This window comes from Nonomuraea sp. NPDC049607 (assembly GCF_040675375.1).
In the GTDB taxonomy this organism is placed as follows: Bacteria; Actinomycetota; Actinomycetes; order Streptosporangiales; family Streptosporangiaceae; genus Nonomuraea.
On record NZ_JBFAOV010000029.1, the window covers coordinates 94267 to 119759 of the forward strand.

Here is a 25493-nt window from a genome sequence, read left to right on the forward strand (position 1 = left end):
ACGCCGCACGCGCCCGCACGGCGACGAACCCGCTACGGCGCCAGCATGTCGACGGTGAGATTGGCCTCGGTGTTGGGGATGCCCAGGTCGGAGGCGCGCTTGTCGGCCATCGCCAGCAACCGCCTGATGCGCCCGGCGATGGCGTCCTTCGTCAGCGGCGGGTCGGCGATCTGCCCGAGCTCCTCCAGCGACGCCTGCTTGTGCTCCACCCGCAGCCTCCCGGCCACCACCAGATGGTCGGGCGCCTCCTCGCCGAGGATCTCCAGCGCCCGCTGCACCCGCGCGCCCGCCGCGACGGCCGCCCGCGCCGAGCGCCGCAGGTTGGCGTCGTCGAAGTTGGCCAGCCTGTTGGCGGTCGCGCGCACCTCGCGGCGCATCCGGCGCTCCTCCCAGGCCAGCACGCTGTCGTGCGCGCCCAGCCGGGTGAGCAGCGCGCTGATCGCGTCGCCGTCGCGGACCACGACGCGGTCGACGCCGCGCACCTCCCGGGCCTTGGCGTGGATCTTCAGCCGCCGGGCCGAGCCCACCAGCGCCAGCGCCGCCTCCGGCCCCGGGCAGGTGACCTCCAGGGACATCGAACGCCCCGGCTCGGTCAGCGAGCCGTGCGCCAGGAAGGCGCCCCGCCAGGCCGCCTCGGCGTCGCAGGCCGCGCCCGCCACGACCTGCCGGGGCAGGCCGCGCACCGGACGGCCGTGGTTGTCGATCAGGCCCGTCTGCCGGGCCAGCGCCTCACCGTCGCGGTAGACGCGCACCACGTAGCGCGAGCCCTTGCGCAGCCCGGCCGGCGCGAGCACCAGCACCTCGGCCTTGTGACCGAACACCTCTCCGATGTCCTTGATCAGCCGCCGCGCGGTGGCGTTGGTGTCGAGCTCGGCCTCGATCACGATGCGGCCGCCCACCAGGTGCAGGCCGCTGGCGAACCGCAGCAGCGTCGAAACCTCCGCCTTGCGGCAGCACGGTTTCAGCACCGGCAGGCGGCTCAGTTCGTCCTTCACCACACCTGTCATCGCCATAAGCGTTAGTCCTTCCCCCATTCAGACCGGCTCTCGCCAGTCTCTCGCACCTTCGCGCCACGCCGACCAGGATCAACGCTTCTGGAGGAAAATCTCGTCCAGGACGGAGGCAAGACGTCGTGGGTCATGCCGGGGCGAGCCGTCGGCCGCGGCCACGTCGGCCAGGACGAGGCGGGCGCCGAGCGCCGCCGCGGCCTTGTCGAGGGCGTCGAGGTCGTCGACCACGCCGGTGTCGGCGAGCACGATGTCGAAGGCCAGGTCGGGGGCGTGCTGGCGGAGCACTTCCAGGTGCTGCTGGGGGGAGAAGTCGTCGGTCTCGCCCGGCTGGGGGGCCAGGTTGAGCGTGACGAGCCGTTTGGCCCTGCTCTCGTGCAGCGCGCGGGCCAGCTCGGGGACCTTCAGGTGCGGCAGCACGCTGGTGAACCACGAACCCGGCCCGAACACCAGCCAGTCGGCCTCGTGCACCGCCGCGACCGCCTCCGGACGCGCGGGCGGGTCTTCGGGCACCAGGGAGATGGCCTGCACCCGGCCCGGCGTGAGCGCGCAGGCGACCTGGCCGCGCACGGTCGAGGTAACGCCGTCGAGCTCGACCTCGGCCACGATGTCGAGGGGCACCGAGGCCATCGGCAGCACCCTGCCGTGCGCGCCGAGCAGCCGCCCGACCCAGTCGAGGCCGGCCACCGGGTCGCCGAGCAGCTCCCACAGCGCCACGATCAGCAGGTTGCCGACCGCGTGCCCGTGAAGCTCGCCCTCGCTGCGGAACCGGTGCTGGACGACCTCGCTCCAGGTGATGCCCCACTCGTCGTCGCCGCACAGCGCGGCCAGCGCCATGCGCAGGTCGCCGGGCGGCAGCACGCCGAGCTCGCGGCGCAGCCGTCCGCTGGAGCCGCCGTCGTCGGCCACGGTCACCACCGCGGTCAGGCGGTCGGTCACGACCCGTAAGGCCGACAGCGAGGCGTACAGCCCGTGGCCGCCGCCCAGGGCCACCACGCGGGGGCCGTTCAGCGGATGGGGCAGGGACGTCTCCATACGTTCATGGGTCACTCCCGGCCCACATCCCGGTGGCTGACCTGGACCTCCATGCCGCGGTCACGCAGACGCGCGGCGACCTGCTCGGCCATGGCCACGCTGCGGTGCTTGCCGCCCGTGCAGCCCACGGCCAGGGTCGCGTAGCTCTTGCCCTCGCGGGCGTAGCCGGTGGCCACGACCTGCAGGACCTCCTCGTAGGCGTCGAGGAACTCCTTGGCACCCGGCTGGCCGAGCACGTAGTCGCTGACCGGCGCGTCAAGGCCGTTCATCGGCCGCAGCTCGGGCACCCAGTGCGGGTTGGGCAGGAACCGGCAGTCGACGACGAGGTCGGCGTCGACCGGCAGCCCGTACTTGAACCCGAAGGAGACGACGTTGAGCCGCAGCCCCGGACGGTCCTCCCCGCCGAAGTAGGCGACGATCTTGTTGCGCAGGTCGTGCACGTTGTGGGACGAGGTGTCGATCACCAGGTCGGCGTTGGCCCGCACCTCGCGCAGGATGCCGCGCTCGCGGGTGATGCCGTCGACCAGACGGCCCTCGCCCTGCAGCGGATGGGGCCTGCGGACGTTCTCGAACCTGCGCACCAGCTCCTCGTCGCTGGCCTCGAGGAAGACGACCCGCACGCGTACGCCGCGGCCCTCCAGTTCCTCGATGGCCGCGTTGAGGTCGGTGGTGAAGGCCAGGCTGCGCACGTCGACGACCGCGGCCACCTTGTCGGCGGCCAGCTTGACCTTGCCCGCCTCCTCCGCCATCGCGAACAGCAGCCCCGGCGGCAGGTTGTCGATGACGAACCAGCCCAGGTCTTCCAGCGCCTTGGCGGCCGTGCTGCGCCCCGCCCCGGACATGCCGGTGACGATGACGAACGCCGGCTCGGTGCTCATGGCCTCACTCCGTTCGCCGACACCCTGCGCTCCCTCGCGGGTGTTCACGATGTATCTCCCTTCAGCGTCGACACGATGACCTCCGCGAGGGCCGGCCCGATGCCGGGAACCTCGCAGATCTCGGCCGCGCTGGCCTCGCGTAGCTTCTTGACGGAGCCGAAGTGCTTGAGCAACGCCTGCCTGCGCGCCGGCCCGAGGCCGGGCACGCCGTCGAGCGCGCTCTCCTTCACTGACTTGGACCTCTTGGAACGATGGTAGGTGATGGCGAACCTGTGTGCTTCGTCGCGCACGCGTTGCAGCAGGTAGAGACCCTCACTTGAACGAGGCATGATCACTGGCTGGTCGTCGCCGGGCAGCCACACCTCCTCCAGCCGCTTGGCCAGGCCGCACACCGCGACGTCGTCGATGCCGAGCTCGTCGAGCGCCCGCTGCGCGGCGGCCGCCTGGGGGCCGGCGCCGTCGACGACGACCAGGTTGGGCGGATAGGCGAACTTGCGCGGTCTGCCCGTCTCGGGGTCGATGGGACCGTGGCCGTCGTCGTCCTCCGCGGCCAGCTCGCCGGTGGCCGAACGCTCCTCCAGGTAACGCCGGAACCGCCGCATGATCACCTCGTAGATCGAGGCGACGTCGCCCTCCTTGGTCCTGACCGCGAAGCGCCGGTACTCGCTCTTGCGCGCCAGGCCGTCCTCGAAGACCACCATGGACGCCACGACGTTCTCGCCCTGGAGATGGGAGACGTCGTAGCACTCGACGCGCAGCGGCGCCTGGTCGAGGTCGAGCGCGTCGGCGATCTCCTGCAGCGCCTTGCTGCGCGTGGTCAGGTCGCCCGCCCGGCGGATCTTGTGCTGGGCCAGCGACTCCTTGGCGTTGCGCTCGACGGTCTCCATGAGCGCCTTCTTGTCGCCGCGCTGTGGGACGCGCACCTCGACCCGGGCCCGGCGCTGCTCGGTCAGCAGCTCGGCGACCGCCTCGGCGTCGGGCGGCAGCGCGGGCACGAGCACCTCGCGCGGCATCGACTCGGGGCCGGCCTCGCCGTACATCTGCAGCAGGAACTGCTCGACCAGCTCGCCGGGCGAGGACTCCTCGACCTTGTCGACCACCCAGCCCCGCTGCCCGCGAATGCGGCCCCCGCGCACGTAGAACACCTGGACGGCGGCCTCCAGCGGATCCTCGGCCAGCGCGATGACGTCGGCGTCGGTGGCCTCGCCGAGCACCACGGCCTGCTTCTCCAGCGCGCGCTGCAACGCCTGGATGTCGTCACGCAGCCGGGCCGCCCGCTCGTACTCCTGCTCGCCGGCGGCCTCGCGCATGTCCTTCTCAAGGCGCCTGATGAAGCGGGTGGTGTTGCCCGCCATGAAGTCGCAGAAGTCTTCGGCCAGCTCGCGGTGCTCCTGCGGGGTCACCCGCCCCACGCACGGCGCCGAGCACTTGTCGATGTAGCCCAGCAGGCAGGGACGCCCGATCTGCCCGGCCCGCTTGAACACCCCAGCGCTGCACGTGCGCACCGGGAAGACGCGCAACAGCAGGTCGACGGTCTCGCGGATGGCCCAGGCGTGCGAGTAGGGGCCGAAATATCGCGTGCCCTTGCGCTTGGCCCCCCGCATGACCTGGACGCGCGGGAAGTCCTCCCCCAGCGTCACGGCGAGGTAGGGGTAGGACTTGTCGTCGCGGTACTTGACGTTGAAGCGCGGGTCGAACTCCTTGATCCAGGAGTATTCGAGCTGCAGCGCCTCGACCTCGGTGCCGACGACGGTCCAGTCGACGTCGGCGGCCGTGGTGAGCATCGACTGGGTGCGCGGATGCAGCGCGGAGAAGTCGGCGAAGTAGGAGTTGAGCCGCTGCCGCAGGCTCTTGGCCTTGCCGACGTAGATCACCCGGCCGTGCGCGTCCCTGAACCGGTAGACCCCCGGCGACTCGGGGATCGAACCTGGTCTGGGCCGGAAACTCAAGGGGCTGCCCGCTGCTCTCGCCACGGTCAAAGACTAGTAGGCGCCACCGACAAGGTGACCCGCCGAGCCTTCGGACGGCTCGACAGGGCTCACCTTCTCCTCTGACCAGGCTCCTTTGATCAGGCTCCTCTGACCAGGCTCCTCTGATCAGGCCAGGGTGATCTGGTCGCCCTCGACCTTGATCTGCTGCGCGGCCAGCGGCTTGTCGGCCGGCCCGTCGGTGACCGAGCCGTCGGCGATGTTGAACTTGCTGCCGTGGCACGGGCACACGATCGCGCCGTCCGCGACGCTGCCCACGGGGCAGCCCTTGTGCGTGCAGATCGCGCTGAACGCCTTGAACTCGCCCGCCGTCGGCTGCGTCACCACGATCTTCTGGTCCTTGAAGACCGTGCCGCCGCCGACGGGGATGTCGGCGGTCTTGGCCAGCGCGCCGCCGGCCTGCGGGGCGCCTGACTGTGTGGTGCCCGGCTGTGCGGCGCTCGACTGGCCGCCCGCGTCGGGGGCGGTGGCCGCCGGCGTCTCGGCGTTCCCGCCGCAGGCGCTGATCGCCAGCGCCAGCCCGCCCGCGCCCACTCCCGCTATCACTGCCCGTCGGCTGCGAAGGTCATTTCCCATGTGTCCCACCCAATCGGAGACAGGTGAGAAATTCATGAGACGCGGATTAGGCGAGTCTGATCTTGTCGCCGTCCACGGAGATCTTCTTCTCGGCGAGCGGCGCGCCGGCGGGGCCGTCGGCCACGGAACCGTCCTCGATCTTGAACTTGCTGCCGTGGCAGGGGCAGTTGATGGTCCCGTTCGAGACGCTGGCGACCGTGCAGCCCGCATGGGTGCAGACCGCCGTGAACGCCTTGAACTCCCCTTCGGTCGGCTGCGTCACCACGACCTTCTGGTCCTTGAAGACCGTGCCACCGCCGACCTGGATGTCGCCGGTGTCGGCCAGCGCCTTGGGCTTCTTCTTCGCCTTCTTCTTGGGCTCGGCGGACGACGGCTCCTCCGTGGCCGGCGCCTCGTTCGCCGCCGCCGTCGGCGAACCGTAGCTCGCGCACGCCGTCAGAACCGCCGCGAGCCCGGCGCCTCCGGCACCGAGCATGACCGTCCGGCGCGTCGTTTCTGTCATGGTGCGTCCTCCCAGGTCTCGGTCTCACTTGCAGGTACGGCCGGCGCCCCGGCACCGGTTCAGCCTGCACGAGCCCAATCCCGAAAACCACGCACAATTACCCAGAACGATCCGTCCTCAGACGACGACGATGCCGTCGCCCTCCACCTTGACCTGGTAGACGGTCAGCGGCGCGGTCGCGGGCCCTTTGGTGGCCTTTCCGCTGTCGGCGGCGAACTCGCTGCCGTGGCACGCGCACGTGATGACGTTGTCCTTCGGCGTGCCGACCGTGCATCCCTTGTGCGTGCACACCGCGCTGAACGCCTTGTAGACGCCCTTCGCGGGCTGCGTGATCACGATTCGCCACTCCTCGACGAGCGTGCCGCCGCCGACGGGCACGTCCGCCGTCTTGGCGAGCACCTTGCCCTTGATCGCCGACACCGGCTGCGCCTTGGCGTCGCCCGCGCCGCACCCCGCCAGCGCCAGCCCGCACGCGGCCACCCCCGCCACGCCGAGCATCTCGCGCCGGCCGATTCCGCCGCGATTTTCGGGCATGGCTTCGCCCCGATCCGTAACCGTCATGAATTAGCCGACCCTTCGCGTCTCCGCCGACCCCCAGCAGGTCAAGCCGTTACCCGTGCTTCAACTTTATTGGCCCCACCCCTCGGTCCGACCATCGGGTGACCTCTGCGGCACACCGTCGCGGCAAGGCAGGGTCAAGGTGCCGTCAGTGGGCGGTGCGCCCGCGGTCAGCGCCGCGCACGAGCCTGTGCGCATGACTCTCACCGACACTCCCGCACCCACGACGTCCGGGCCGCGCTGGTGGCGCCGTCCGTGGGTGGTTCCGCTCGCGGTGGTGGCGATCGCGTTCGTCGCCTTCTCGCTGCCGCCCTACCTGTCGCTGGACCCGAGCCGGTCGCGGGTGCCCGCCCCCGACTTCTTCCCGCCGCACTTCGTGGTGCTCTCCCTGCACGTGATCTTCGGTTCGATCGCGATGATCTCGTGCTGTCTGCAGGTCTGGCCGTGGTTCCGGGCCCGCCACCCGCGCGCCCACCGCATGATCGGCCGCGTGTACGTCTTCGGCGGCTGCCTGCCCGGCGGTGTGCTGGGTCTGGTGGTCAGCCTCGCCACCCCGTTCGGCCCGGTGACCAGGGCCAGCGGGGTGGTGCTGGCCCTGGTGTGGCTGGGCTGCACCCTGGCCGGCTGGCGGATGGCCAGGCAGCGCAGGTTCGTCGATCACCGCAGGTGGATGATCCGCAGCTTCGCCCTGACGATGTCGATCATCACCAACCGCCTGTGGGGCGCGGTGTTCGTCATCTCGCTGTCACCGCAGCTCGACACCACTTTCCACGGCGACCAGGAGCTGCTGGCCGGCACGGTGGGCGCGCTGAGCGCCTGGCTGGGCTGGGTGCTGCCGCTGCTGTTCGCCGAGTGGTGGCTGGAGCGCGGCGACGCCGCCAAGCGCCGCCGCCGTACCCCCGCCACCGCCTGACCGACAGCAGGCGCCGTCACACCCGAACCACCGCCTGACCGACAGCAGGCGCCGTCACACCCGAACCATCACCTGACCGACGGCAACCGCCGTCACGCCCGAGCCGCCACCGTCCGACTCAAGGCGCAACGTCGCCACACCTGGGCCGCCGTCTGCCTCAGAGTGAGAGGATCTTCCGCAGGAAGCGCCCGGTGTGGCTCTCGTTGACCAGCGCCACCTCTTCGGGCGTGCCCGTGGCCACCAGCGTGCCGCCACGGGACCCGCCTTCGGGGCCCATGTCGATGATCCAGTCGGCGGTCTTGATGACGTCGAGGTTGTGCTCGATGACGATCACCGTGTTCCCGCCGTCGACCAGCCGCCCGAGCACGCCGAGCAGCCTGCGGATGTCCTCGAAGTGCAGGCCGGTGGTGGGCTCGTCGAGCACGTAGATCGTCCGCCCGGTCTGGCGGCGCTGCAGCTCGGAGGCGAGCTTGACGCGCTGCGCCTCACCACCGGACAGCGTGGTCGCCGGCTGCCCGAGCCGTACGTAGCCCAGGCCGACGTCGTTGAGCGTCTGCAGGTGCCGCTTGATGGCCGGAATCGCGTCGAAGAAGCCCAGCGCCTCCTCGATCGGCATGTCCAGCACCTCGGCGATCGTCTTGCCCTTGTAGTGGACCTCCAGCGTCTCCCGGTTGTACCGGGCGCCGTGGCAGACCTCACAGGGGACGTAGACGTCCGGCAGGAAGTTCATCTCGATCTTGATCGTGCCGTCCCCCGCGCACGCCTCGCAGCGCCCGCCCTTGACGTTGAAGCTGAAGCGCCCCGGCTGGTAGCCGCGCACCTTGGCCTCGGCGGTCTGGGCGAACAGCTTGCGCACGTGGTCGAAGACCCCGGTGTACGTGGCCGGGTTGGAGCGCGGCGTACGGCCGATCGGCGACTGGTCGACGTGCACGACCTTGTCCACCTGGTCCATGCCGTTGATGCGCGAGTGCCGCCCCGGCACCGTGCGGGCGCCGTTGAGCTCCTTGGCCAGCGCGTTGTAGAGGATGTCGTTGACCAGCGTCGACTTGCCCGACCCGGACACCCCGGTCACCGCCGTGAACATGCCCAGCGGGAACTCGATGTCGACGCCCTTGAGGTTGTGCTCGCGGGCGCCCTTGACCGTGATCTGCCGCTTCTTGTCGCGCTTGCGGCGCTTGGCCGGGATCGCGATGCTCCTGCGGCCCGACAGGTACTGGCCGGTCATGGACTCCTCGCTGGCGAGGAGCTCCTGGACGGTGCCGGAGACCACGACCTGGCCACCGTGCTCGCCGGCGCCCGGACCGATGTCGACCACCCAGTCGGCGGCGGCGATGGTGTCCTCGTCGTGCTCGACGACGATCAGCGTGTTGCCCATGTCGCGCAGCCTGATCAGCGTGTCGAGCAGGCGCATGTTGTCGCGCTGGTGCAGGCCGATGGACGGCTCGTCCAGCACGTAGAGGACGCCGACCAGCCCGGAGCCGATCTGCGTGGCCAGCCGGATGCGCTGCGCCTCGCCACCGGCGAGGGTGGCCGCGGCGCGGTCCATGGTGAGGTAGTCGAGGCCGACGTCGAGCAGGAAGCCCATGCGGGCGTTGATCTCCTTGACCACCCGCTCGGCGATGTGCATGTCGCGGTCGGACAGCTTCAGCTCCGCGAGGAACTTGGCGCACTCGCCGATCGACATGGCCGCGACGTCGGCGATCGACCTGTCGTCGACCGTGACGGCGAGGGTGACCGGCTTGAGCCTGGCGCCCTTGCAGGCCGGGCACGGGATCTCGCGCATGTAGCCCTCGAAGCGCTCGCGCGTGGCGTCGCTCTCGGCCTCGGCATGCCGGCGCTGCACCCAGGGGATGACGCCGTCGAAGGTGGTGTAGTAGGAGCGCTGGCGGCCGTAGCGGTTGCTGTACCGGACGTGCACCTGCTCGTCGTGGCCGTACAGCAGCGACTTCTGGGCCTTCTTGGGCAGCCGCTCCCACGGCGTGTCGAGGGTGAACCCGACGGTGTGGCCGAGCGCCTCGATCAGCCTGACGAAGTATTCGCTGGTGTGGCCGCCCGACCAGGGGTGCAGCACGCCGTCGCCGAGCGTGCGCTCGGGGTCGGGCACCACCAGGTCGGGGTCGACCTCCATCTTGGTGCCGAGGCCGGTGCACTCGGGGCAGGCGCCGAAGGGCGAGTTGAAGGAGAACGAGCGCGGCTCCAGCTCCTCGAACGACAGGTCGTCGTAGGGGCAGTAGAGGTGCTCGGAGTAGAAGCGCTCGCGGCCCGGGTCGTCCTCCGGCAGGTCGACGAACTCCAGCGTGATCGTGCCGCCGGACAGCTGCAGCGCGGTCTCGACGGAGTCGGTGAGCCGGCGGCGCGAGGACTCCTTGACCGACAGGCGGTCGACGATGACCTCGATGTCGTGCTTCTCGTACTTCTTCAGCGTCGGCGGCTCCTCCAGCCGCACGACCGTGCCGTCGACCCTGGCCCGCGCGAAGCCCTTGGTCTGCAGCTCGCGGAACAGCTCGGCGTACTCGCCCTTGCGGCCGCGGATGACGGGGGCGAGCACCTGGAAGCGGGTGCCCTCCTCCAGGTCCATGACGCGGTCGACGATCTGCTGCGGCTGCTGCCGGGCGATCGGACGGCCGCAGGTCGGGCAGTGCGGCTTGCCGATGCGCGCCCACAGCAGACGCAGGTAGTCGTAGACCTCGGTGATGGTGCCGACGGTCGAGCGGGGGTTCTTGCTGGTGGCCTTCTGGTCGATGGACACCGCGGGCGACAGGCCCTCGATGAAGTCGACGTCGGGCTTGTCCATCTGGCCGAGGAACTGGCGGGCGTAGGCCGACAAGGATTCGACGTAGCGGCGCTGCCCCTCAGCGAAGATCGTGTCGAAGGCCAGGCTCGACTTGCCGGAGCCGGAGAGGCCGGTGAAGACGATCAGCGAGTCTCGCGGCAGGTCCAGCGAGACGTCCTTGAGGTTGTGTTCTCGTGCACCACGCACGATCAGGCGGTCTGCCACGGCGATCCCGGAGGTCGAAAGGCGGATAGGTCCACGGGGGATGGTAGACGGGGGCACCGACATTTTCGGCGAGCCGATCCCCAGCCCCCGAAAATCCGTCCTTCACAGGTTACGGCCATCTCCCGCGTCGGCAGGAGCCCTTTGCAAGTCAACCACTTGACCTGCTGCTTTATGCCCGACCGCGACACCTGCCCCCTAGATGGGGAAATATCTGGACATGACCGTTCTACCCGCGGTGCAGGCCGAACTGGCCTCCGCGACCGACCGGCTGCTGGCCACGGCCGCGTCCCTGTCCGACGCCGACGTGACGGCCCCGTCCCTGCTGCCCGGCTGGACCAGAGGGCACGTGCTCGCCCACCTGACCGGCAACGCGGGCTCCCACCTCAACCTCCTGACCTGGGCGCGGACGGGCGTCGAGACCCCGCAGTACCCGTCCGTGGAGGCCAGGGCCGCCGAGATCGAGGCCGCCGCCGCCCGGCCGGCCGCCCGGCACCTGGCCGACCTGGCGGACAGCGCCGCCCGCCTGGCCGCCGCGATCCGCGACCTGCCCGCCGAGGCGTGGCGGACGCCCGTCCATGGCATGCGACCGCCGTCACATCCTGCCTGGTACATCCTGGTACGCCGCCTCCGCGAGGTGGGCATGCACCACGTTGACCTCGACGCGGGGTACGGCCCGCACGACTGGCCGCGGACGTTCGTCCACCGCGAACTGCACGACCTCCGCCACTCCTGGCCGTACGGCAGCAGCACGGTGAGCGAGGTCGTCCTGACCGGCGAGCCGGGGCAAAGGTGGCAGAACCTCGGTCAGGGCCCCGCCGTCCAGGGCGCGCCGGTCGACATGCTGGCCTGGTTGACAGGGAGGTCGGACGGCGAGGGCGTTACCCTGGTGCCCGCGGGACAGCCGTCGACGCCCGGTGACGGTGGCGCGCTCCTTCCCGAGCCGCCGCCGTGGCTGACGATGCCGGCCCCCGCTGATCTGCCCGCGACGCCCCCGAAGGACTATCCATGACCTACACCGGCGACGTCCAGGTCGGCGGCCCCGCCGACGTGCGCGAGCTGCCCGCCCTGACCATCTCCAAGCTGGCGGTCGGCCCCCACGACAACAACGCCTACCTGCTGCGTTCCACCGAGACCGGCGAGGAGCTGCTGATCGACGCCGCGGCCGACGCCGACCGGCTGCTGGCGCTCGTCGGCGACCAGCCGCTCGGCGCGGTCGTCACCACCCACCAGCACGGCGACCACTGGCAGGCCCTCGAACAGGTGTCCCGGGTCACCGGCGCCGAGGTGATCGCCCATCCGCTCGACGCGCCCGCGCTGCCCGTCCCGGCCGGCCGCACGGTCGAGCACGGCGACACGATCTCCCTCGGCCCGGTCAGCCTGGAGGTCATCCACCTGCGCGGCCACACCCCGGGTTCGATCGCCCTGCTCTACGACGGCGGCCCCGACGGCCATCACCTGTTCACCGGCGACTCCCTGTTCCCCGGCGGGGTGGGCAACACCGGCAAGGACCCGGAGCGGTTCGAGCGCCTCTTCACCGACGTGTCCGAGCGGCTCTTCGACCGCCTGCCCGACGACACGTGGGTCTACCCGGGCCACGGCCGGGACACGACGCTCGGCGCCGAACGTCCCTCGCTGGCCGAGTGGAAGGCCAGGGGCTGGTAGCTCACCGTCCCGCGGCCAGCACGCGCACGATGCGGCTGGCCGCCAGGGCCGGATCGTCGGCCAGGCCGACGAGCTCACCCCACGACCAGCGGTAGAACCAGCCCTCGGGCAGCGGCACGCAGTCGATCGTCTCGGCCAGCAGCGCGGTGTCGGGATCGCTGATCCTCAGCGCGGGCGGATAGGCCCGCAAGGTGGCGGTCAGCCCGCGCTGCTCCAGCTCCGTGGCCAGCTTGCCGAGATAGTACGTCCGCGTGTGCTCGCGTGGCGTAGCCGACATGGATCCATCAAAGCCGAAGATGGATGAAAAATCCCCTAGTTGCCGATTCGCTCGGCTTCCTTGCGCAGCTCCCGCTTGTAGAACAACATGCGCAGCGGGATGGCCGCGACGAGCGCGATCTGCATGGTCGCGCCGATCTTGATGGGCAGGTCGCCGCCTTCCGGCCAGGCCACCCAGACCGTGAGGAACGCCACGTTCACCATGATCCAGCCGAGGACGACCGCCGCCAGCTGCCCCTTGGGCTTGGGGTACTCGATGCGGCTGACCATCAGCCAGGCCACGCCGAGCACCGCGAACAGCGCCCAGATGCTGGGCTGGAACAGCAGCACGATCGAGATCACGGTCATCGCGCCCATCGGGATGGGCAGGCCCATGAAGTCGCCGCTCTTGGTCTTGACGCACGCGAAGCGCGCCAGGCGTACGACACCGGCGACCAGCACGGCCGCCGCGGCGGTGACCACCGCGATGAACGGCACCGAAGGCGGCGCGCCGACACCCCAGATCACGACCATGAACGCGGGCGCGAACCCGAAGCTGATCACGTCGGCCAGGTTGTCCAGCTCGGCGCCCATCGCCGAGGCGCGGAAGCGGCGCGCGACGAGCCCGTCGAACAGGTCGCAGGTCGCGCCGATGAGCAGCAGGACGATGGCGGTGGCGAAGTAGCTCGGCGTCGGCGTGAACTTGCCGTCGGCGACCGTGAGCTGCTGGATCGCCGAATAGGCCAGGACGCAGACCGCGAGGAACCCGCAGACCGCGTTGCCCAGCGAGAGCGAGTCCGCGGCGGACAGGCGGAACGCCTTGCCCACAGGACCGCGGGGCTCTTCCTCGCCCGCCTGCCAGCTGCCGGCGTCAGCCGTGGTCAATTCTGGTCACCCCCGCAACCGTCTTCTCACCCACGGAGACCGCGGGCGAGATGCCTTCGGGAAGGTAGATGTCGACCCGCGAGCCGAACCGGATGAGACCGATTCGCTCGGTCTGCGCCACCTTGGCCCCAGCGCTCAGGTACGGCACGATCCGGCGCGCCACGGCGCCCGCGATCTGCACCATCTCGATGTCGCCCAGCGCGGTCTCGAAATGCCACACCACGCGTTCGTTCTGGTCACTGTCCTTGTTGAACGCCGGCAGGAACCCACCTGCCACATGCTGCACGGACGTGACATTTCCCGCAAGAGGGGCACGATTGACGTGCACGTTCAGGGGGCTCATGAAGATCGCGACGCGGGTGCGGCCGTCCGGCCAGGGGTCGATGCTCTGCACCACGCCGTCGGCGGGCGACAGGATGCGCCCCTCGCCTGGAGTGCGCTCGGGGTCGCGGAAGAACCAGAGCATGCCACCGGTGAGCGCACCCAGCGGGGCCGCAGCCAGGGCCCAGCGCCGGTCTCGGCGCGTCAGCAGCGCGGTGGCGGCCGCCGCGGCCGCCGTCGGGAGGAGCCACGGGGAGACCCCGCGCGCGAGCCGGACGCGGCTCGACTTAGCAGAATCGTCTGACACGTACAACCTTTGATGGTGACTGGACTAGGCGCTTTGCCATGCTGTTACGGAACTCGCAACTATTACACGGCGCAACTACACAAGCAAAGCGCCTCGATAGCCGTTCCGCTAGACCTGCTCCGGGTGCGTCTGCTCGCCTTCGCCGCTCATCATGCGGGCCTTGATCAGGCTCGCAACCGTGGTGATCGCCATGGTGGAGCCGATGACCGTGAGCGACACCCAGATGGGAATTTCGGGTGCCCAGGAGACGCCGCTGGCATGCAACGCCTCCATTATCAGCTTAACCCCGATGAACCCGAGGATGAACGCCAAACCATAGCTGATGTAGACGAGTCGCTGCAGCAACCCGCCCAGCAGGAAGTAAAGCTGACGCAGCCCCATCAGGGCAAACGCGTTGGCCGTGAAGACGACGTAGGGGTCCTTGGTGAGCCCGAAGATGGCCGGAATCGAGTCGAGGGCGAACAGCAGGTCGGTGGTTCCGATGGCGATCATCACGATGAGCATGGGGGTCACCATGCGGCGTGCGTCGATCTTGACGGTGACCTTGGAACCGACGTACCCCTCGGTGGTCGGGAACGCCCGGCGCACCCACCTGAGCAGGATGTTCTCGTTGAACTCCTCTTCCTCGCCCTTGAGGTGCTGCCGGATCAGATTGACGGCGGTGTAGACGAGGAAGGCGCCGAAGACGTAGAAGAGCCAGCTGAACCGTTCGAGCGCGGCGGCCCCGAGCGCGATGAAGATGCCGCGCATGACCAGCGCGAGCACGATGCCGACCAGGAGCACCTTGTGCTGGTAGGGCCGCGGCACCGCGAACCGGCTCATGATGATGAAGAAGATGAACAGGTTGTCGACGCTCAAGCTGTATTCAGTGATGTAACCGGCGAAGAACTCCCCCGCCTTGTCGGCCCCGAACGTGGCCCACAACCCCACACCGAACAACGCGGCCAGGGCGACATAGAAGGTGACCCAATATCCGGCCTGCCGCATGGAGAACTCACGGGCCTCACCGCGGTCGACGATCCACAGGTCAAAGGCGAGGACGACGAGCAGACCGCCGATGACGGCGATCCAGGCCCACACAGGTACGGTCACGGTTCAAACCCTCCGGCATGCATGACTCATTGCCGGAGGTCTCTCCCGCCCGCGAACAACGCGGACCGGCAGCCCCGGGGGCCCCGTGGAGCGGGGCTGCACCGTGATGACGAGGCTGTCGCGAAGGGATACTCCCCTCCCTAACCCACGCAGTATACGCCGACACTTTGCTCCCATCATCCATACGATCTTGCCGCCTCGTACACCCCGAGTACGCTTTCCACGGCATCGTCACCATCCGGCAACTCCCGTCCCCGCAGCGTCGCCGCCTCCGACAGCGTCCGCGCGACCCCCGGCTCGTCCAGGACCTTCCGCAACGCGCTCCGCAGCCCTTCGGCGTCCCCGTACGGCACGAGCATCCCGGCGTCGCCCACCAGCCACGGGATCCCGCCCACGCCTGACGCGATCACCGGCTTGCCCGCCATCAGGGCCTCGCTGAGGCTGAGCGGCAGCCCTTCCCAGCGGCTGCAGTTGACCACGACGGAGGCGGCTGCGAGCAGGTCGGGGATGTCGTCCCGGTCTCCCAGCAGCAGCACGGGCAGGCTCCGCCCCCTGATCCGGTCCTGGAGCTCCTCCCGCAGCGGCCCCTCACCCGCCACGGCGAACAGGGGCATCGGGCCCTCCCACGGCCCCGCCGCCACGTCGAGCAGGGTGTCGAGTCCTTTCTGCTGGGCGAGCCGGGCGATCGTGAGCACCAGGGGACGGTCGCCCGCCCCCAGTTCGTCCCGAACCTCCTCCGGCGTACGCCGGGCCGGGCGGAGCGGGGGCGCGGGCACCACCGCCTCTCCCACCTTCCGGGCTCCCAGGGCGGTCATCCGCTCCGCCAGGTCCGGCGAGACGACCAGCACCCGATCGGCCCGCCGCGCCACGATCCGCTCCAGCACCCCGTAGACGAATCCCACGAAACCGCCGGCGGTCAGCGCGTTGTGCAACGTGACCACCACCCCCGGCCCCTTCCCTCCCGACGGGCCCCCTGCCGGCGTTGAGCCCCCGGCCTCCTGTGATCCGATCCCCTGACGCCCTGTCTCTTGGTACTCGGCCCCCGCGCGCTTCGACGTCCGCGGCCTGATCGCCCGCAGCGCCAGGCTCGCCAGCGCCCCCGCACGGAGGCCATGAGCGTGGACGACGTCGGCATCCCGCGTCAGCCGCCGAATCGCGAGCACCGCGCGCAGATCGTTCAGCGGATGCGGCCGATCGGACACGGGCACCTCGGCGAACGTGGCTCCCGCCTCCCGGAAGGAGAACGCCTCCTCGACACTCCCCGGCCCCACCACCGCCGCCTGATGCCCGCGCCGCACCAGCCCTTCGACGAGCATCCGTACATGCCGCCCGGTACCACCGGACGTGGTGCCCATCACAAAAGCCACCCGCAAGACCCCTCCAAGATCCTCACCGGAACCCGCGACCACACCTCAAAGCCGAAACCGTAAAGGCCGGGTCACTCCATACGACCACTCACCTCAAGGCCCCCATCGCGGAAGATCAGGAACCGCAGGAGACCATGAACCGCCCCCACAGAGCAGCGGACCCGCCGTAGAGGATCAGCCGCCCCGCCTGAACAGCCCGGCCACCGCCCTGGCGTCCGACCGGTCCACCGCAACCACGACAACAACCCCCACCACCACGGCCACCACCGCCGCCAGCACCACAGCACCCACGTTCGGCCAGATGCCGGAGACGCCGAGCCGCCCCACCACCCACGCGCCCGCCAGGTACCCCAGCACGCCACCACCAACCGCCGCCCCTGCGGCCCTGGGAAGCCCCGCTGCGGCCCCGCTCCCCCGCGCCCGAACCACGGACGCGAGCAGCAGCACCCCACCGGCGGTCATGCCGAGGCTCATCCCCAGCGCCATGCCGCCGATCTTCCACTCGGCGGGCAGCACCAGCACCAGCACGGTCTGCGCGACGATGACGACCAGCCACCCGGCCACAGTCCCCGTGGCCGCCGCCCGCCCGAGCCCGGCCGCGTAGAGCACCCGGCTCAGGTGGGCGATGAGCCCGTAGCCGACGATGCCCGGCGCGAACAGCGCGATCGCCAGGGCGAGCTGAGGCGGCGGCACCTCGCTCCTGCCTCCCAGGAACACCACCGCGCCGGGCCCCGACGCGGCGGCCAGCACGCCGGCGGCCATCCCCGTGACCAGCACCACGGCCCGCGTCGTACGCGCCGCCAGCGCCGAGAACGCGACCGCGTCACCCGCCTGCGCCGACAACCGGGGGAACGCGCTGGTGGCGATGGGCACGGCCAGCACCGCGTACGGCACCAGGTAGATCGCCCACGCGTAGTTGTAGACGGTGAGGGCTCCGTTGCCGATCGCCTTGTTCGACAGCAGCACCACGACGATCATGGCGGCCTGCTGGGCGAGCAGCGCCGCGATCCCGGCCAGGGCGAGCCTGCGCACCTGCCCGGCCACGCCGTCGGGGAAGCGTAAGGTGGGCCGCCACCGCAGCCCCAGCCGCGACACGGGCCCGAGCACGGTCAGCACGAGCGAGAGCACACCCAGGCTGGTGCCCACCGACAGGGCCAGCTCGGCGGGCCCAGGCAGCTGAGCCGGGTCGGCCGTCCCCCCACTGAGTGGTACGAACAGCAGGTACGCCACGATGACCACGATGCTGGACACCAGCGGCGCGACCGCGGGCCCGGCGAAGCGACTGTGCGACTGCAGCACGCCGTAGAGGACCACGGCCACGCCGTACAGAGGGATCTGGGGGGCGAAGACGACCAGCATCCGCGTGGCGAGGGCGACGAGATGGGCCGTGTCACACCCGCGGACGGCCTCGCCGAGGAACAGGCCGATGACCGGCCGGGCGAACAGCGCGGTGAGCGCCCCCAGCGGCACCAGGACCACGACGACCCACGTCAGCAGCGCCGAACTGATGTGCCCGGTGCGCTCGCGCGAGGCGGCGGACCCGGCCAGCACCGGCACCACCATGCCCGCCAGCGCGCCCCCGACGACGACCTCGAAGACGATGTTGGGGATCTGGTTGGCCGTCATGTAGGCGGTGGACAGGCAGTTGGTGCCGACGGTCTGGGCGAAGGCGTATTGCTTGACGAAGCCGGCGATCCGCGCCAGCACGGTGATCGCCCCGATGAGCAGGGCGCCACCCGCCACACCCCGCGCCGTCACGCTCCGCACCCGGCCTCCCCCGCCCAGTATCCGGTCACGCGGACATCCTGGCAGGTGCCACCGACAATCGCGCGCGGAGGGTCACACGGGGTCGACGGGACGCCGCCCGAGCATGTCGATCCGGTTGAGCACCGGGTTCGCGGCGATGACCTTGGTGAAGCTGACCTTCTCCGAGGCCGCGGTGAGCGCGGCGACCGTGCCCAGGAGGACGAGCCTGCCCGGCCTGCCGAGCTTGGTGACCGCGGCCAGCCCGAGCAGGGCGCCGAGCGAGTTGGCGCCCGCGTCGCCGAGCATCGCGCGCTCGCCGAGGTCGTCGGGCAGCAGCGCGGCGGCGGCCCCCAGCGGCACGGCGGCCAGGGCCGCGGCGGCGGGCGACGACCGCAGCAGCGAGACCGCCAGCAGCGGCCCGCCGGCCAGCAGCCCGACTTTGATCGCCCGCCCGGGACGAAGGTCGAACAGATTGGCCAGGTTGGCCGCGCCCGCGATGGCGGCACCGTTGACCAGCGTGTCCACGGGCCCGTCGGAGACGAGGGCGGCGGCGCCGAGCCCGGTGGCCCCGATGCCGAGGATCTTGACTGCGCCGCTGGTGACCTCGCCACGGGTCAGGGCCGTCAGGTGGCCCTTGAAGCCCTTGGAGGACGTGGTGCCGTAGAGGTCGTCGTAGGCCCCTAGGGCGCCGGTGCCGACGCCCGCCAGCACCGCGGCCAGCCGGGTACGCGGCGTCAGGCCAGGCGTGAGCGCGGCCGCCACGCCGGAACCGGCGACGAACGCGGGCCCCTCCAGCAGGGTGATGGGCTCGCCGCGGTGGTTCTTGCGCGTCCAGCGCCCGCCCAGGTCGGCCGGACGGTTCCGGGTGAAGGCGGCGTAGGCGGCACGGGCGGCGGTGGCGCCGATCGCGGCGCCGGCCAGCGCGTAGAGCAGGCCACGGGCCATGTCAGCTCCCTGACTGGGTCGGTGAAGGCGTGGTGGTCGGCAACGCGGGCTGGGTGGCCGAGGCCCCCTTGCCGATGCCGTACTGGCCGGCGCGCCCGTTCAGTTGCTCCCGGAGAGCGTAGACGACCACGACCCGGCCCGCGGGCATATCGACGGTATCGACGGTGGACACGCGCTTGGAGACGTCGCCGTCGTCGCGAAGGGCGCTGACGGCGCCCCCGGTGACAGCCGTGTTGGCGGCGCTGCCGGCCAGCACCGCGCCCTTGCCCGCCGCGTCGAGCCGGTCGGCGACCGAGACGAGCGCGCCGAGCTGGGTCTCGGCCTGCTCCCCCTCGTACGCCTTCTCCGGCGCGAACATCACCGCGAGCATGGCCCGCTTGGCGGGGTCGCCGTCGATGCTGACCAGCCCGCCGGCCTCGAACCCGCTGAGGACGGCGGCGGTCGCGGCGTTGGGCGTGCCCGCCTGGGCCTGGTCGGTGGTGAGCAGCGTGGAGGCGAGCAGCGCGCCCGCCTTGTCCCAGACGGTCGCCGTGGACGGGAAGACCATGTCGACCGGCTTGAGCTGGTTGACCAGGCCGTCGAGCACGCCGCTGCGATCGGGGTCGAAGAACTTCTCGGTCAGCGTGACGCGTCCGCTCACCTCCGCGCCCGCCTCCTCCAGCACCTGCTGCTCGGCCTCGCGGAACGCGGTGCTCGAACCCGGCGTCTCGACCAGCAGCACGTGCTGGCCGGTCAGCTCGCCGGCCACCAGCTTCGGCGTGACGCTGGCGACGAAGGCGCCGTTGCCCGCCTCGCGGCCCTGGAGCTGGTCGATCTGCACGCGCAACTCGTCCTTCGTCTTGGTGAGCTGCGCGCTGATCTCCTGCGCGGACTTGACCGCGGGCTCCTGCAGCAGCGTGGTGCCCAGGACGATCCCGACGGCCAGCGCCAGGAAGATCGCGACGATGGAGACGACGTGGTAGCGAAAATCGATCACGAGAAGAGTCCGACCAGCCAGAAGATGAATGCGTTCCAGACGTCTTGCAGGCCGTTCAGCCAGGTCTGGCCGAGCGGTGACAGGAAGAGGGCGACCCCCATGGTGATCAGCGCGGTGATCACGAGCAGCAGGAGCTGCGGGGTGGTGATGCGGCTACGGTAGAGCCTGCTCACGCCCTTGGCGTCGATGAGCTTGCTGCCGATGATCAGCCGGGTCAGGAAGGTGCTGGCCATGCCGGAGCGCCCCTTGTCGAGGAACTCCTCCAGGGTGCCGTGGGTGCCGACCGCGACGATCAGCTCGGCGCCCTTGTCGTCGGCCAGGAGCATCGCGATGTCCTCGCTGGTGCCGGTGGCCGGGAAGATGACCGCCTCGCGGCCGAGCTGGTGCACCCGCTCCAGGCCGGGCGCGCGGCCGTCGCGGTAGGCGTGCACGACGAGCTCTGCGCCGCAGGTCAGCGCCTTGGTGGAGACGGAGTCGAAGTCGCCGACGATCACGTCGGGGAGGTAGCCGGCCTCCAGCAGCGCGTCGGCGCCGCCGTCGACGCCGACGAGGACGGGCCGGTATTCCCTGATGTAAGGGCGAAGGGTGGCGATGTCTTCCTTGTAGTGATAACCGCGCACCACGATGAGGACATGCCTGCCCTCCATCGGGGTGCGGATCTCAGGCACGCCGACTCCGTCGATGAGAAGCTTGCCCTCACCGCGAACGTACTCCATCGTGTTGACGGCGAAAGCCTCGATCTGTACGGCGAGCCCGGCGCGTGCCTCGGCCATGGCGGCCTCGACGGCCTCGGTCGTCTGCTCGTCGCCCTTGCCCACGACGTCGTCGTCGAGGTAGATGACACCCTCGTGCACGCGGACGACGTCGCCGTCCTTGACGCGCTCGAACAGCTCGGGGTTGGCGTTGTCGACGAACGGCACACTCGCGTCGAGCAGGATCTGCGGGCCCAGGTTGGGATAGCGGCCGCTGATGCCCGCGGCGACGTTGACCACAGCCGCCGCGCCGCATGCGACGAGCGCCTCCGCGCTGACCCGGTCAACGTCGACATGGTCGATAATCGCTATTTCCCCGGGCTGGAGGCGTTTGGTGAGCCTCTTGGTTCGCCGGTCGATTCTCGCCACTGCCGTCACACCGGGAAGGTCACCGACCTTCCTGCCACGGAGGCCCGGCATCTTGCTCCCCGGAACCTTCATCATGACCATCCTGCCAGAGGGAAACAGCGCGGAGGCCAAGCACTACGCGGCGTGTCCACTATGTCACACAGAATCACCTGTCGGCCGCTGCGAGTCCCAGCAGCTCCTCCGCGTGCGCCCGGCCCAGCTCGGAGTCCTCCAGACCGGCCAGCATGCGGGACAGCTCGCGTACGCGCCCCTCGTGGTTGAGCGTGACGACGCCGCTGCGCACGACACTGCCGTCGCTCGCCTTCTCGACGACCAGATGCTGGTCGGCGAAGGCCGCCACCTGCGGGAGGTGAGTGACGACTATCACCTGCGCGGTGCGGGCGAGCCGGGCCAGCCGACGCCCGATCTCGACCGCGGCCTTGCCACCGACCCCCGCGTCGACCTCGTCGAACACGAACGTCGGCACCGGGTCGGCACCGGCGAACACGACCTCGATGGCGAGCATGACGCGGCTCAGCTCGCCGCCGGAGGCGCCCTTGTTGAGCGGCAGCGGCGGCGCGGCCGGATGCGCGGCCATCCGCAGCTCCACCTCGTCGACGCCCTCCGGCCCGAACTCGGCGCTCTGGGTGAGCTGCACCACGACCCGGGCGTGCGGCATGGCCAGCGCGGTCAGCTCGTCGGTCACGGCCTGGCCGAAGCGCTCCGCGGCGGCCTCGCGCACCTTGGTGAGCTCGGCGGCCAGGGTGGTGAGCCTGGTGGTGAGCTCCTCGTGCTCGCGGGTGAGCTCCTCGATGCGCTCGTCGTCGCCTTCGAGCTCGCCCAGGCGGGCGGCCGCCTGCTGGGCCCAGGCCAGCACCCCGGCGCTGTCCTCGGCGTACTTCCTGATCAGGCTGCCCAGCACGGACCTGCGCTCCTGGACGGAGGCCAGGCGGGCCGGGTCGGCCTCGATGGACTCGGCGTAGGCGGCCAGGTCGGTGGCGACGTCGGAGATCAGGTATCCGGCCTCGGCGAGCCGGTCGGCCACGCCGGCGAGCTGGGGGTCGAAGTCGCGCACGGCCTCGACGGCCGCGCGGGCCTCCCCGAGCAGCGAGATCACGTCGCGGGCGCCGCCGGCGGCCTCCATCGGATCGCCGAGCAACGCGGTGTGGGACGTGGTCGCGGCGCTGCGCAGCGCGTCGGCGTGCGAGAGGCGCTCCTCCTCCTCGCGCAGGTGGACGTCCTCGCCCGGCTTGGGGTCGACCTTCTCGATCTCCTCCAGGCCGAACCGCAGCAGGTCGGCCTCCTGGGCGCGCTCCCTGGCCTTGGTGGTCAGCTCGTCGAGCAGCGCCCCCACCTGCTTGTGCCGCTTGTACGCCTGCGAGTACGCCCGCAACGGCTTGACCAGCTCGTTCCCGGCGTAACGGTCGAGCGCGGCGCGCTGCCTGGCGGCCTGCAACAGCCGCTGCTGGTCCATCTGCCCGTGCACGGCCACCAGGTCGTCGGCCAGGTAGGTCAGCGTGCCGACGGGCACCGTGCGCCCGCCGAGCCAGGCCCTGGAGCGGCCCTCGGCCGAGACGGCGCGCGAGATGATCAGCTCGCCGTCCTCGACCTCGCCACCGAGGTCTTCGACCTGCTGGGCGACCCGGCCGCCGGGCTCGACGACGAGCGTGCCCTCCACGGTCGCCTTGTCGGCCCCCGGACGGATGCGCGAGGGGTCGGCCCGGCCGCCGAACAGCAGCCCGAGCCCCGTGACGACCATCGTCTTGCCCGCGCCGGTCTCGCCGGTGACCACGTTGAAGCCCGGCGAGAGCTCAAGTACGGCCTCGTCGATGACGCCGAGCCCCTGGATGCGGACCTCCTCGACCCTTGGTCGCACTGCCCACTCCCGTCACTGCCGTGCCTGATGGCCGGTTGGTTGTGTCCGGACACCTGTTGCCCATGGGATCCTACGCGTTCTCCCCTCCATTCATTCAGGGTCGCACTCTCCCGCGCCATCCCTGAACCGGTAGTTCGAACTTGGCGACCAGCCTGTCGGTGAAGGGGGCGCCGGTGTTCTCCACGCCGTGCAGGCGGGCCAGGCGGACCGGCTCGGCCCCCCTGCGAACCTCCACACGCGAGCCCGAGGGCAGCTCGAAACGCCGCCGTCCGTCGCACCACAGAACGCCGCCGGGAGTGTCCGGCAGGATCTCCACGGCCATCGTCGATCGGGGCGAGACCACCAGCGGCCGGGCGAACAGCGCGTGGGCGCTGATGGGCACCAGGAGCAGCGCCTCCACCTCCGGCCAGACCACCGGCCCGCCGGCCGAGAACGCGTACGCCGTCGAACCGGTAGGAGTGGCACAGATCACGCCGTCGCAGCCCCAGCGGGACAGCGGCCGCCCATCGATCTCGGCGACCACCTCCAGCATGCGTTCCTGCTTCTCCACGGTGACCTCGTTGAGCGCCCACGTGTCGGCGATCACCCGGCCGTTCTGCCTGGCCAGGACGTCGATCGTCATGCGCTCCTCGACGTCGTAGCGCCCGGCCACCACGCTGTCGACCGCCGAGGCCAGGTCGGCCACCTCCGCCTCGGCCAGGAACCCGACGTGCCCGAGGTTGACGCCGAGCAGGGGCGTGCCGGCGGGCTTGGCCAGCTCGGCCGAGCGCAGCAGCGAGCCGTCGCCGCCGAGCACGATCATGACCTCGGCGTCCTTGGCCGAGCCCGGATCGTCACTGGGGACGACCTCAACCCCGCCGCAGCCGATGTCGACGGCCTCGGTGTCCAGGACGCGTACGTTGATGCCCGCCTGGACCAGCCGGTCGATGACCAGGCGGGCGCTCTCGACGGCGGCCCCCCGCCCGGTGTGGACGGCGACGAGCACGGTGCGGTTCATTGCGGCCCTTCTGCGACGGCACGCTGGATCTCGGCATCGAGCTCGGCGACGGGGGGCTCACCCTCTCCTTTGCCTAGCCAGAGCAGATATTCGACATTTCCGGACGGACCAGGCAGCGGGCTCGCGGTCACGCCCCGCACGCTCAGCCCCAGCTCCCGCGCCTTGGCCGCGGCGTCACGCACCGACCGGGCCCGCAGCTCGGGGTCGCGCACCACGCCGCCCGCCCCCACGAGCTCCTTGCCCACCTCGAACTGCGGCTTGACCAGCATGACGAAGTCGGCCCGCGGCGCGGCGACCTGCGCCAGCGCGGGCAGCACGAGCCGCAGCGAGATGAACGACAGGTCGCCCACGACCAGCGTGGGCGCCTCGCCGACCATGTCGGGGGTCAGATCGCGAACGTTGACCCGTTCCATCACGGTCACCCGTTCGTCGGTGCGCAGCGACCAGGCGAGCTGGCCGTAGCCGACATCGACGGCGAGCACGTGAGCCGCGCCGTGACGCAACAGCACGTCGGTGAAGCCTCCCGTGGAGGCCCCCGCGTCGAGGCACCTGCGCCCCTCCACCGACAGGCTCTTGAACGCCTCCAGCGCCCCGAGAAGTTTGTGCGCTCCGCGCGAAACGTAGTCGGGCCCGTCGGCCGACTCGGCGACGACGATGGCCGAGGCCGTGTCGACCTGGGTCGCGGGCTTGCTCGCCTGCTGCCCGCCCACGCTGACCCGCCCGGCCTCGATGAGCTGGGCGGCCTGCTCACGCGACCTGGCCAGACCTCGGCGCACCAGCTCGCTGTCGAGGCGAATCCTCCGGCTCACCGCTCGCCCAGCGCTTCGTCGCCCGCACCCGCGAGAGTGGACTCCAGCCCGGCGAACGCCTCCTCGAACACCGCCACGTGCTCGTTGACCGGCAGCTCGCCCACACGACCGAGACCGGCCACGATGGCGTCGACCCGCTCGTCTCCGGTTTCCTCCGGCAGCTCACCCATGACTCGACCGTAACGCCTCGGGCGAGCGCCCGGGACCTTGGCAGGCGTGTCACGCGTTGAAGCTCATACGGGGGTGCTAGTGATGTGGAACGCTACCGACCGCAAAGGGAAAGAAAGGATGCTCAACATGGCAAGCGTCGAGGAGTGCCGGGCGGCACTGGCCAGGCTCGTCGCCCAGTTCGACGAGATCGGCGCGGAGGATCGTGCCAAACACGTGGTCGAGCGGACGGTCAGCGCCCGGGTGTCCGACCTCGGTGTGATCTTCTACGGGCGGCTGCACCACGGGGGGCTCGACCCGTTCACCGAGGAAAGGCCGGCCGGGGGCAAACCGGCCGATGTGAAGATCACCATTGCGAGTGACGACCTGATCGCGCTGGTCGACGGCGAACTGGACCTGGCCCGCGCCCTGCTAGGGGGGCGGGTGAAGATCGACGCGAGTTTCGGCGACCTGCTACGCCTGCGCAAGCTGATCTGACCGGTTCCATTGTTCAACGCATTCGTTAACTGTTAGGCGACAGGCGAACAGCATC

25 protein-coding genes are annotated in these 25493 nt (G+C 70.6%); 4 read left to right on the forward strand and 21 right to left on the reverse strand.

Annotated features, from left to right (window positions below; genetic code table 11):
• Nucleotides 1-32 precede the first annotated feature (32 nt).
• From whiA to AB0J97_RS38735, 7 genes are all read right to left on the reverse strand, one after another.
• A complete protein-coding gene (gene whiA, locus AB0J97_RS38705; protein WP_138714326.1) occupies nucleotides 33-1013 on the reverse strand; it encodes a DNA-binding protein WhiA in 981 nt (326 codons plus the stop codon).
• A 72-nt stretch (nucleotides 1014-1085) separates the two neighbouring features.
• Nucleotides 1086-2042: a uridine diphosphate-N-acetylglucosamine-binding protein YvcK gene (gene yvcK, locus AB0J97_RS38710; RefSeq protein WP_357705815.1), complete on the reverse strand. Its 957-nt coding sequence runs from the start codon at nucleotides 2040-2042 to the stop codon at nucleotides 1086-1088.
• An 11-nt stretch (nucleotides 2043-2053) separates the two neighbouring features.
• Entirely contained in the window at nucleotides 2054-2920 is an 867-nt protein-coding gene (rapZ, locus tag AB0J97_RS38715; protein ID WP_357705735.1) for an RNase adapter RapZ, read from the reverse strand.
• Nucleotides 2921-2964: 44 nt separating this feature from the next.
• Nucleotides 2965-4869 (reverse strand): excinuclease ABC subunit UvrC, encoded by a 1905-nt coding sequence (uvrC, locus tag AB0J97_RS38720; RefSeq protein WP_364098542.1) that lies wholly within the window; start codon nucleotides 4867-4869, stop codon nucleotides 2965-2967.
• A gap of 147 nt (nucleotides 4870-5016) precedes the next feature.
• A complete protein-coding gene (locus AB0J97_RS38725; RefSeq protein ID WP_364098481.1) occupies nucleotides 5017-5454 on the reverse strand; it encodes a Rieske (2Fe-2S) protein in 438 nt (145 codons plus the stop codon).
• Between the two features lie 76 nt (nucleotides 5455-5530).
• Nucleotides 5531-5986, reverse strand: coding sequence for a Rieske (2Fe-2S) protein (locus AB0J97_RS38730; protein WP_364098484.1), 456 nt, complete (start codon nucleotides 5984-5986; stop codon nucleotides 5531-5533).
• 117 nt (nucleotides 5987-6103) lie between these two features.
• A complete protein-coding gene (locus tag AB0J97_RS38735) occupies nucleotides 6104-6520 on the reverse strand; it encodes a Rieske (2Fe-2S) protein (RefSeq protein ID WP_364098487.1) in 417 nt (138 codons plus the stop codon).
• 220 nt (nucleotides 6521-6740) lie between these two features.
• Between AB0J97_RS38735 and AB0J97_RS38740 the strand changes: the two genes are divergently transcribed.
• Nucleotides 6741-7457: a DUF2306 domain-containing protein gene (locus tag AB0J97_RS38740; RefSeq protein ID WP_364098490.1), complete on the forward strand. Its 717-nt coding sequence runs from the start codon at nucleotides 6741-6743 to the stop codon at nucleotides 7455-7457.
• A gap of 157 nt (nucleotides 7458-7614) precedes the next feature.
• Here the strand turns inward: AB0J97_RS38740 and uvrA are convergent, their stop codons facing one another.
• The gene (gene uvrA / locus AB0J97_RS38745; RefSeq protein ID WP_364098492.1) at nucleotides 7615-10455 is read right to left on the reverse strand and encodes an excinuclease ABC subunit UvrA; all 2841 of its coding nucleotides are present in this window, start codon (nucleotides 10453-10455) and stop codon (nucleotides 7615-7617) included.
• 217 nt (nucleotides 10456-10672) lie between these two features.
• On the opposite strand from uvrA, the gene AB0J97_RS38750 reads away from it, so the two are divergent.
• On the forward strand, nucleotides 10673-11464 hold the full coding sequence (locus AB0J97_RS38750; protein ID WP_364098495.1) for a maleylpyruvate isomerase family mycothiol-dependent enzyme: 792 nt from the start codon (nucleotides 10673-10675) through the stop codon (nucleotides 11462-11464).
• Nucleotides 11461-12117, forward strand: coding sequence for an MBL fold metallo-hydrolase (locus AB0J97_RS38755; RefSeq protein ID WP_364098498.1), 657 nt, complete (start codon nucleotides 11461-11463; stop codon nucleotides 12115-12117). Before AB0J97_RS38750 ends, AB0J97_RS38755 begins: the two co-directional genes overlap by 4 nt.
• A gap of 1 nt (nucleotide 12118) precedes the next feature.
• Here the strand turns inward: AB0J97_RS38755 and AB0J97_RS38760 are convergent, their stop codons facing one another.
• From AB0J97_RS38760 to AB0J97_RS38820, 13 genes are all read right to left on the reverse strand, one after another.
• The gene (locus tag AB0J97_RS38760) at nucleotides 12119-12394 is read right to left on the reverse strand and encodes a hypothetical protein (RefSeq protein ID WP_357705727.1); all 276 of its coding nucleotides are present in this window, start codon (nucleotides 12392-12394) and stop codon (nucleotides 12119-12121) included.
• A 35-nt stretch (nucleotides 12395-12429) separates the two neighbouring features.
• Nucleotides 12430-13257 carry a CDP-diacylglycerol--serine O-phosphatidyltransferase gene (gene pssA, locus AB0J97_RS38765; protein WP_352364447.1) on the reverse strand — a complete coding sequence of 276 codons (828 nt, stop codon included), beginning with the start codon at nucleotides 13255-13257 and terminating at the stop codon, nucleotides 12430-12432.
• Entirely contained in the window at nucleotides 13244-13885 is a 642-nt protein-coding gene (locus tag AB0J97_RS38770; RefSeq protein ID WP_357705812.1) for a phosphatidylserine decarboxylase, read from the reverse strand. Before AB0J97_RS38770 ends, pssA begins: the two co-directional genes overlap by 14 nt.
• Nucleotides 13886-13993: 108 nt before the next feature.
• Entirely contained in the window at nucleotides 13994-14977 is a 984-nt protein-coding gene (locus AB0J97_RS38775) for a TerC family protein (protein ID WP_364098502.1), read from the reverse strand.
• A gap of 176 nt (nucleotides 14978-15153) precedes the next feature.
• Complete coding sequence (locus tag AB0J97_RS38780) at nucleotides 15154-16332, reverse strand: glycosyltransferase family 4 protein (protein WP_364098545.1); 1179 nt, start codon at nucleotides 16330-16332, stop codon at nucleotides 15154-15156.
• 186 nt (nucleotides 16333-16518) lie between these two features.
• Nucleotides 16519-18111 (reverse strand): lipid II flippase MurJ, encoded by a 1593-nt coding sequence (locus AB0J97_RS38785; RefSeq protein WP_364098505.1) that lies wholly within the window; start codon nucleotides 18109-18111, stop codon nucleotides 16519-16521.
• 72 nt (nucleotides 18112-18183) lie between these two features.
• Nucleotides 18184-19035, reverse strand: coding sequence for a hypothetical protein (locus AB0J97_RS38790; RefSeq protein ID WP_364098508.1), 852 nt, complete (start codon nucleotides 19033-19035; stop codon nucleotides 18184-18186).
• 1 nt (nucleotide 19036) lies between these two features.
• Nucleotides 19037-20011, reverse strand: coding sequence for a copper transporter (locus tag AB0J97_RS38795; RefSeq protein WP_364098511.1), 975 nt, complete (start codon nucleotides 20009-20011; stop codon nucleotides 19037-19039).
• Nucleotides 20008-21204, reverse strand: a complete 1197-nt coding sequence (steA, locus tag AB0J97_RS38800) for a putative cytokinetic ring protein SteA (RefSeq protein ID WP_357705810.1) — start codon at nucleotides 21202-21204, stop codon at nucleotides 20008-20010. The genes AB0J97_RS38795 and steA overlap by 4 nt, the downstream gene beginning before the upstream one ends.
• 73 nt (nucleotides 21205-21277) lie before the next feature.
• Nucleotides 21278-22987 (reverse strand): DNA repair protein RecN, encoded by a 1710-nt coding sequence (gene recN / locus AB0J97_RS38805; RefSeq protein WP_364098514.1) that lies wholly within the window; start codon nucleotides 22985-22987, stop codon nucleotides 21278-21280.
• Between the two features lie 94 nt (nucleotides 22988-23081).
• Nucleotides 23082-23984 carry an NAD kinase gene (locus AB0J97_RS38810; RefSeq protein WP_357705721.1) on the reverse strand — a complete coding sequence of 301 codons (903 nt, stop codon included), beginning with the start codon at nucleotides 23982-23984 and terminating at the stop codon, nucleotides 23082-23084.
• Entirely contained in the window at nucleotides 23981-24793 is an 813-nt protein-coding gene (locus AB0J97_RS38815; protein ID WP_357705720.1) for a TlyA family RNA methyltransferase, read from the reverse strand. The genes AB0J97_RS38810 and AB0J97_RS38815 overlap by 4 nt, the downstream gene beginning before the upstream one ends.
• Complete coding sequence (locus tag AB0J97_RS38820; RefSeq protein WP_357705719.1) at nucleotides 24790-24963, reverse strand: hypothetical protein; 174 nt, start codon at nucleotides 24961-24963, stop codon at nucleotides 24790-24792. Before AB0J97_RS38820 ends, AB0J97_RS38815 begins: the two co-directional genes overlap by 4 nt.
• 127 nt (nucleotides 24964-25090) lie before the next feature.
• On the opposite strand from AB0J97_RS38820, the gene AB0J97_RS38825 reads away from it, so the two are divergent.
• Nucleotides 25091-25438: an SCP2 sterol-binding domain-containing protein gene (locus AB0J97_RS38825; protein ID WP_364098519.1), complete on the forward strand. Its 348-nt coding sequence runs from the start codon at nucleotides 25091-25093 to the stop codon at nucleotides 25436-25438.
• The last annotated feature ends 55 nt before the right edge of the window (nucleotides 25439-25493 follow it).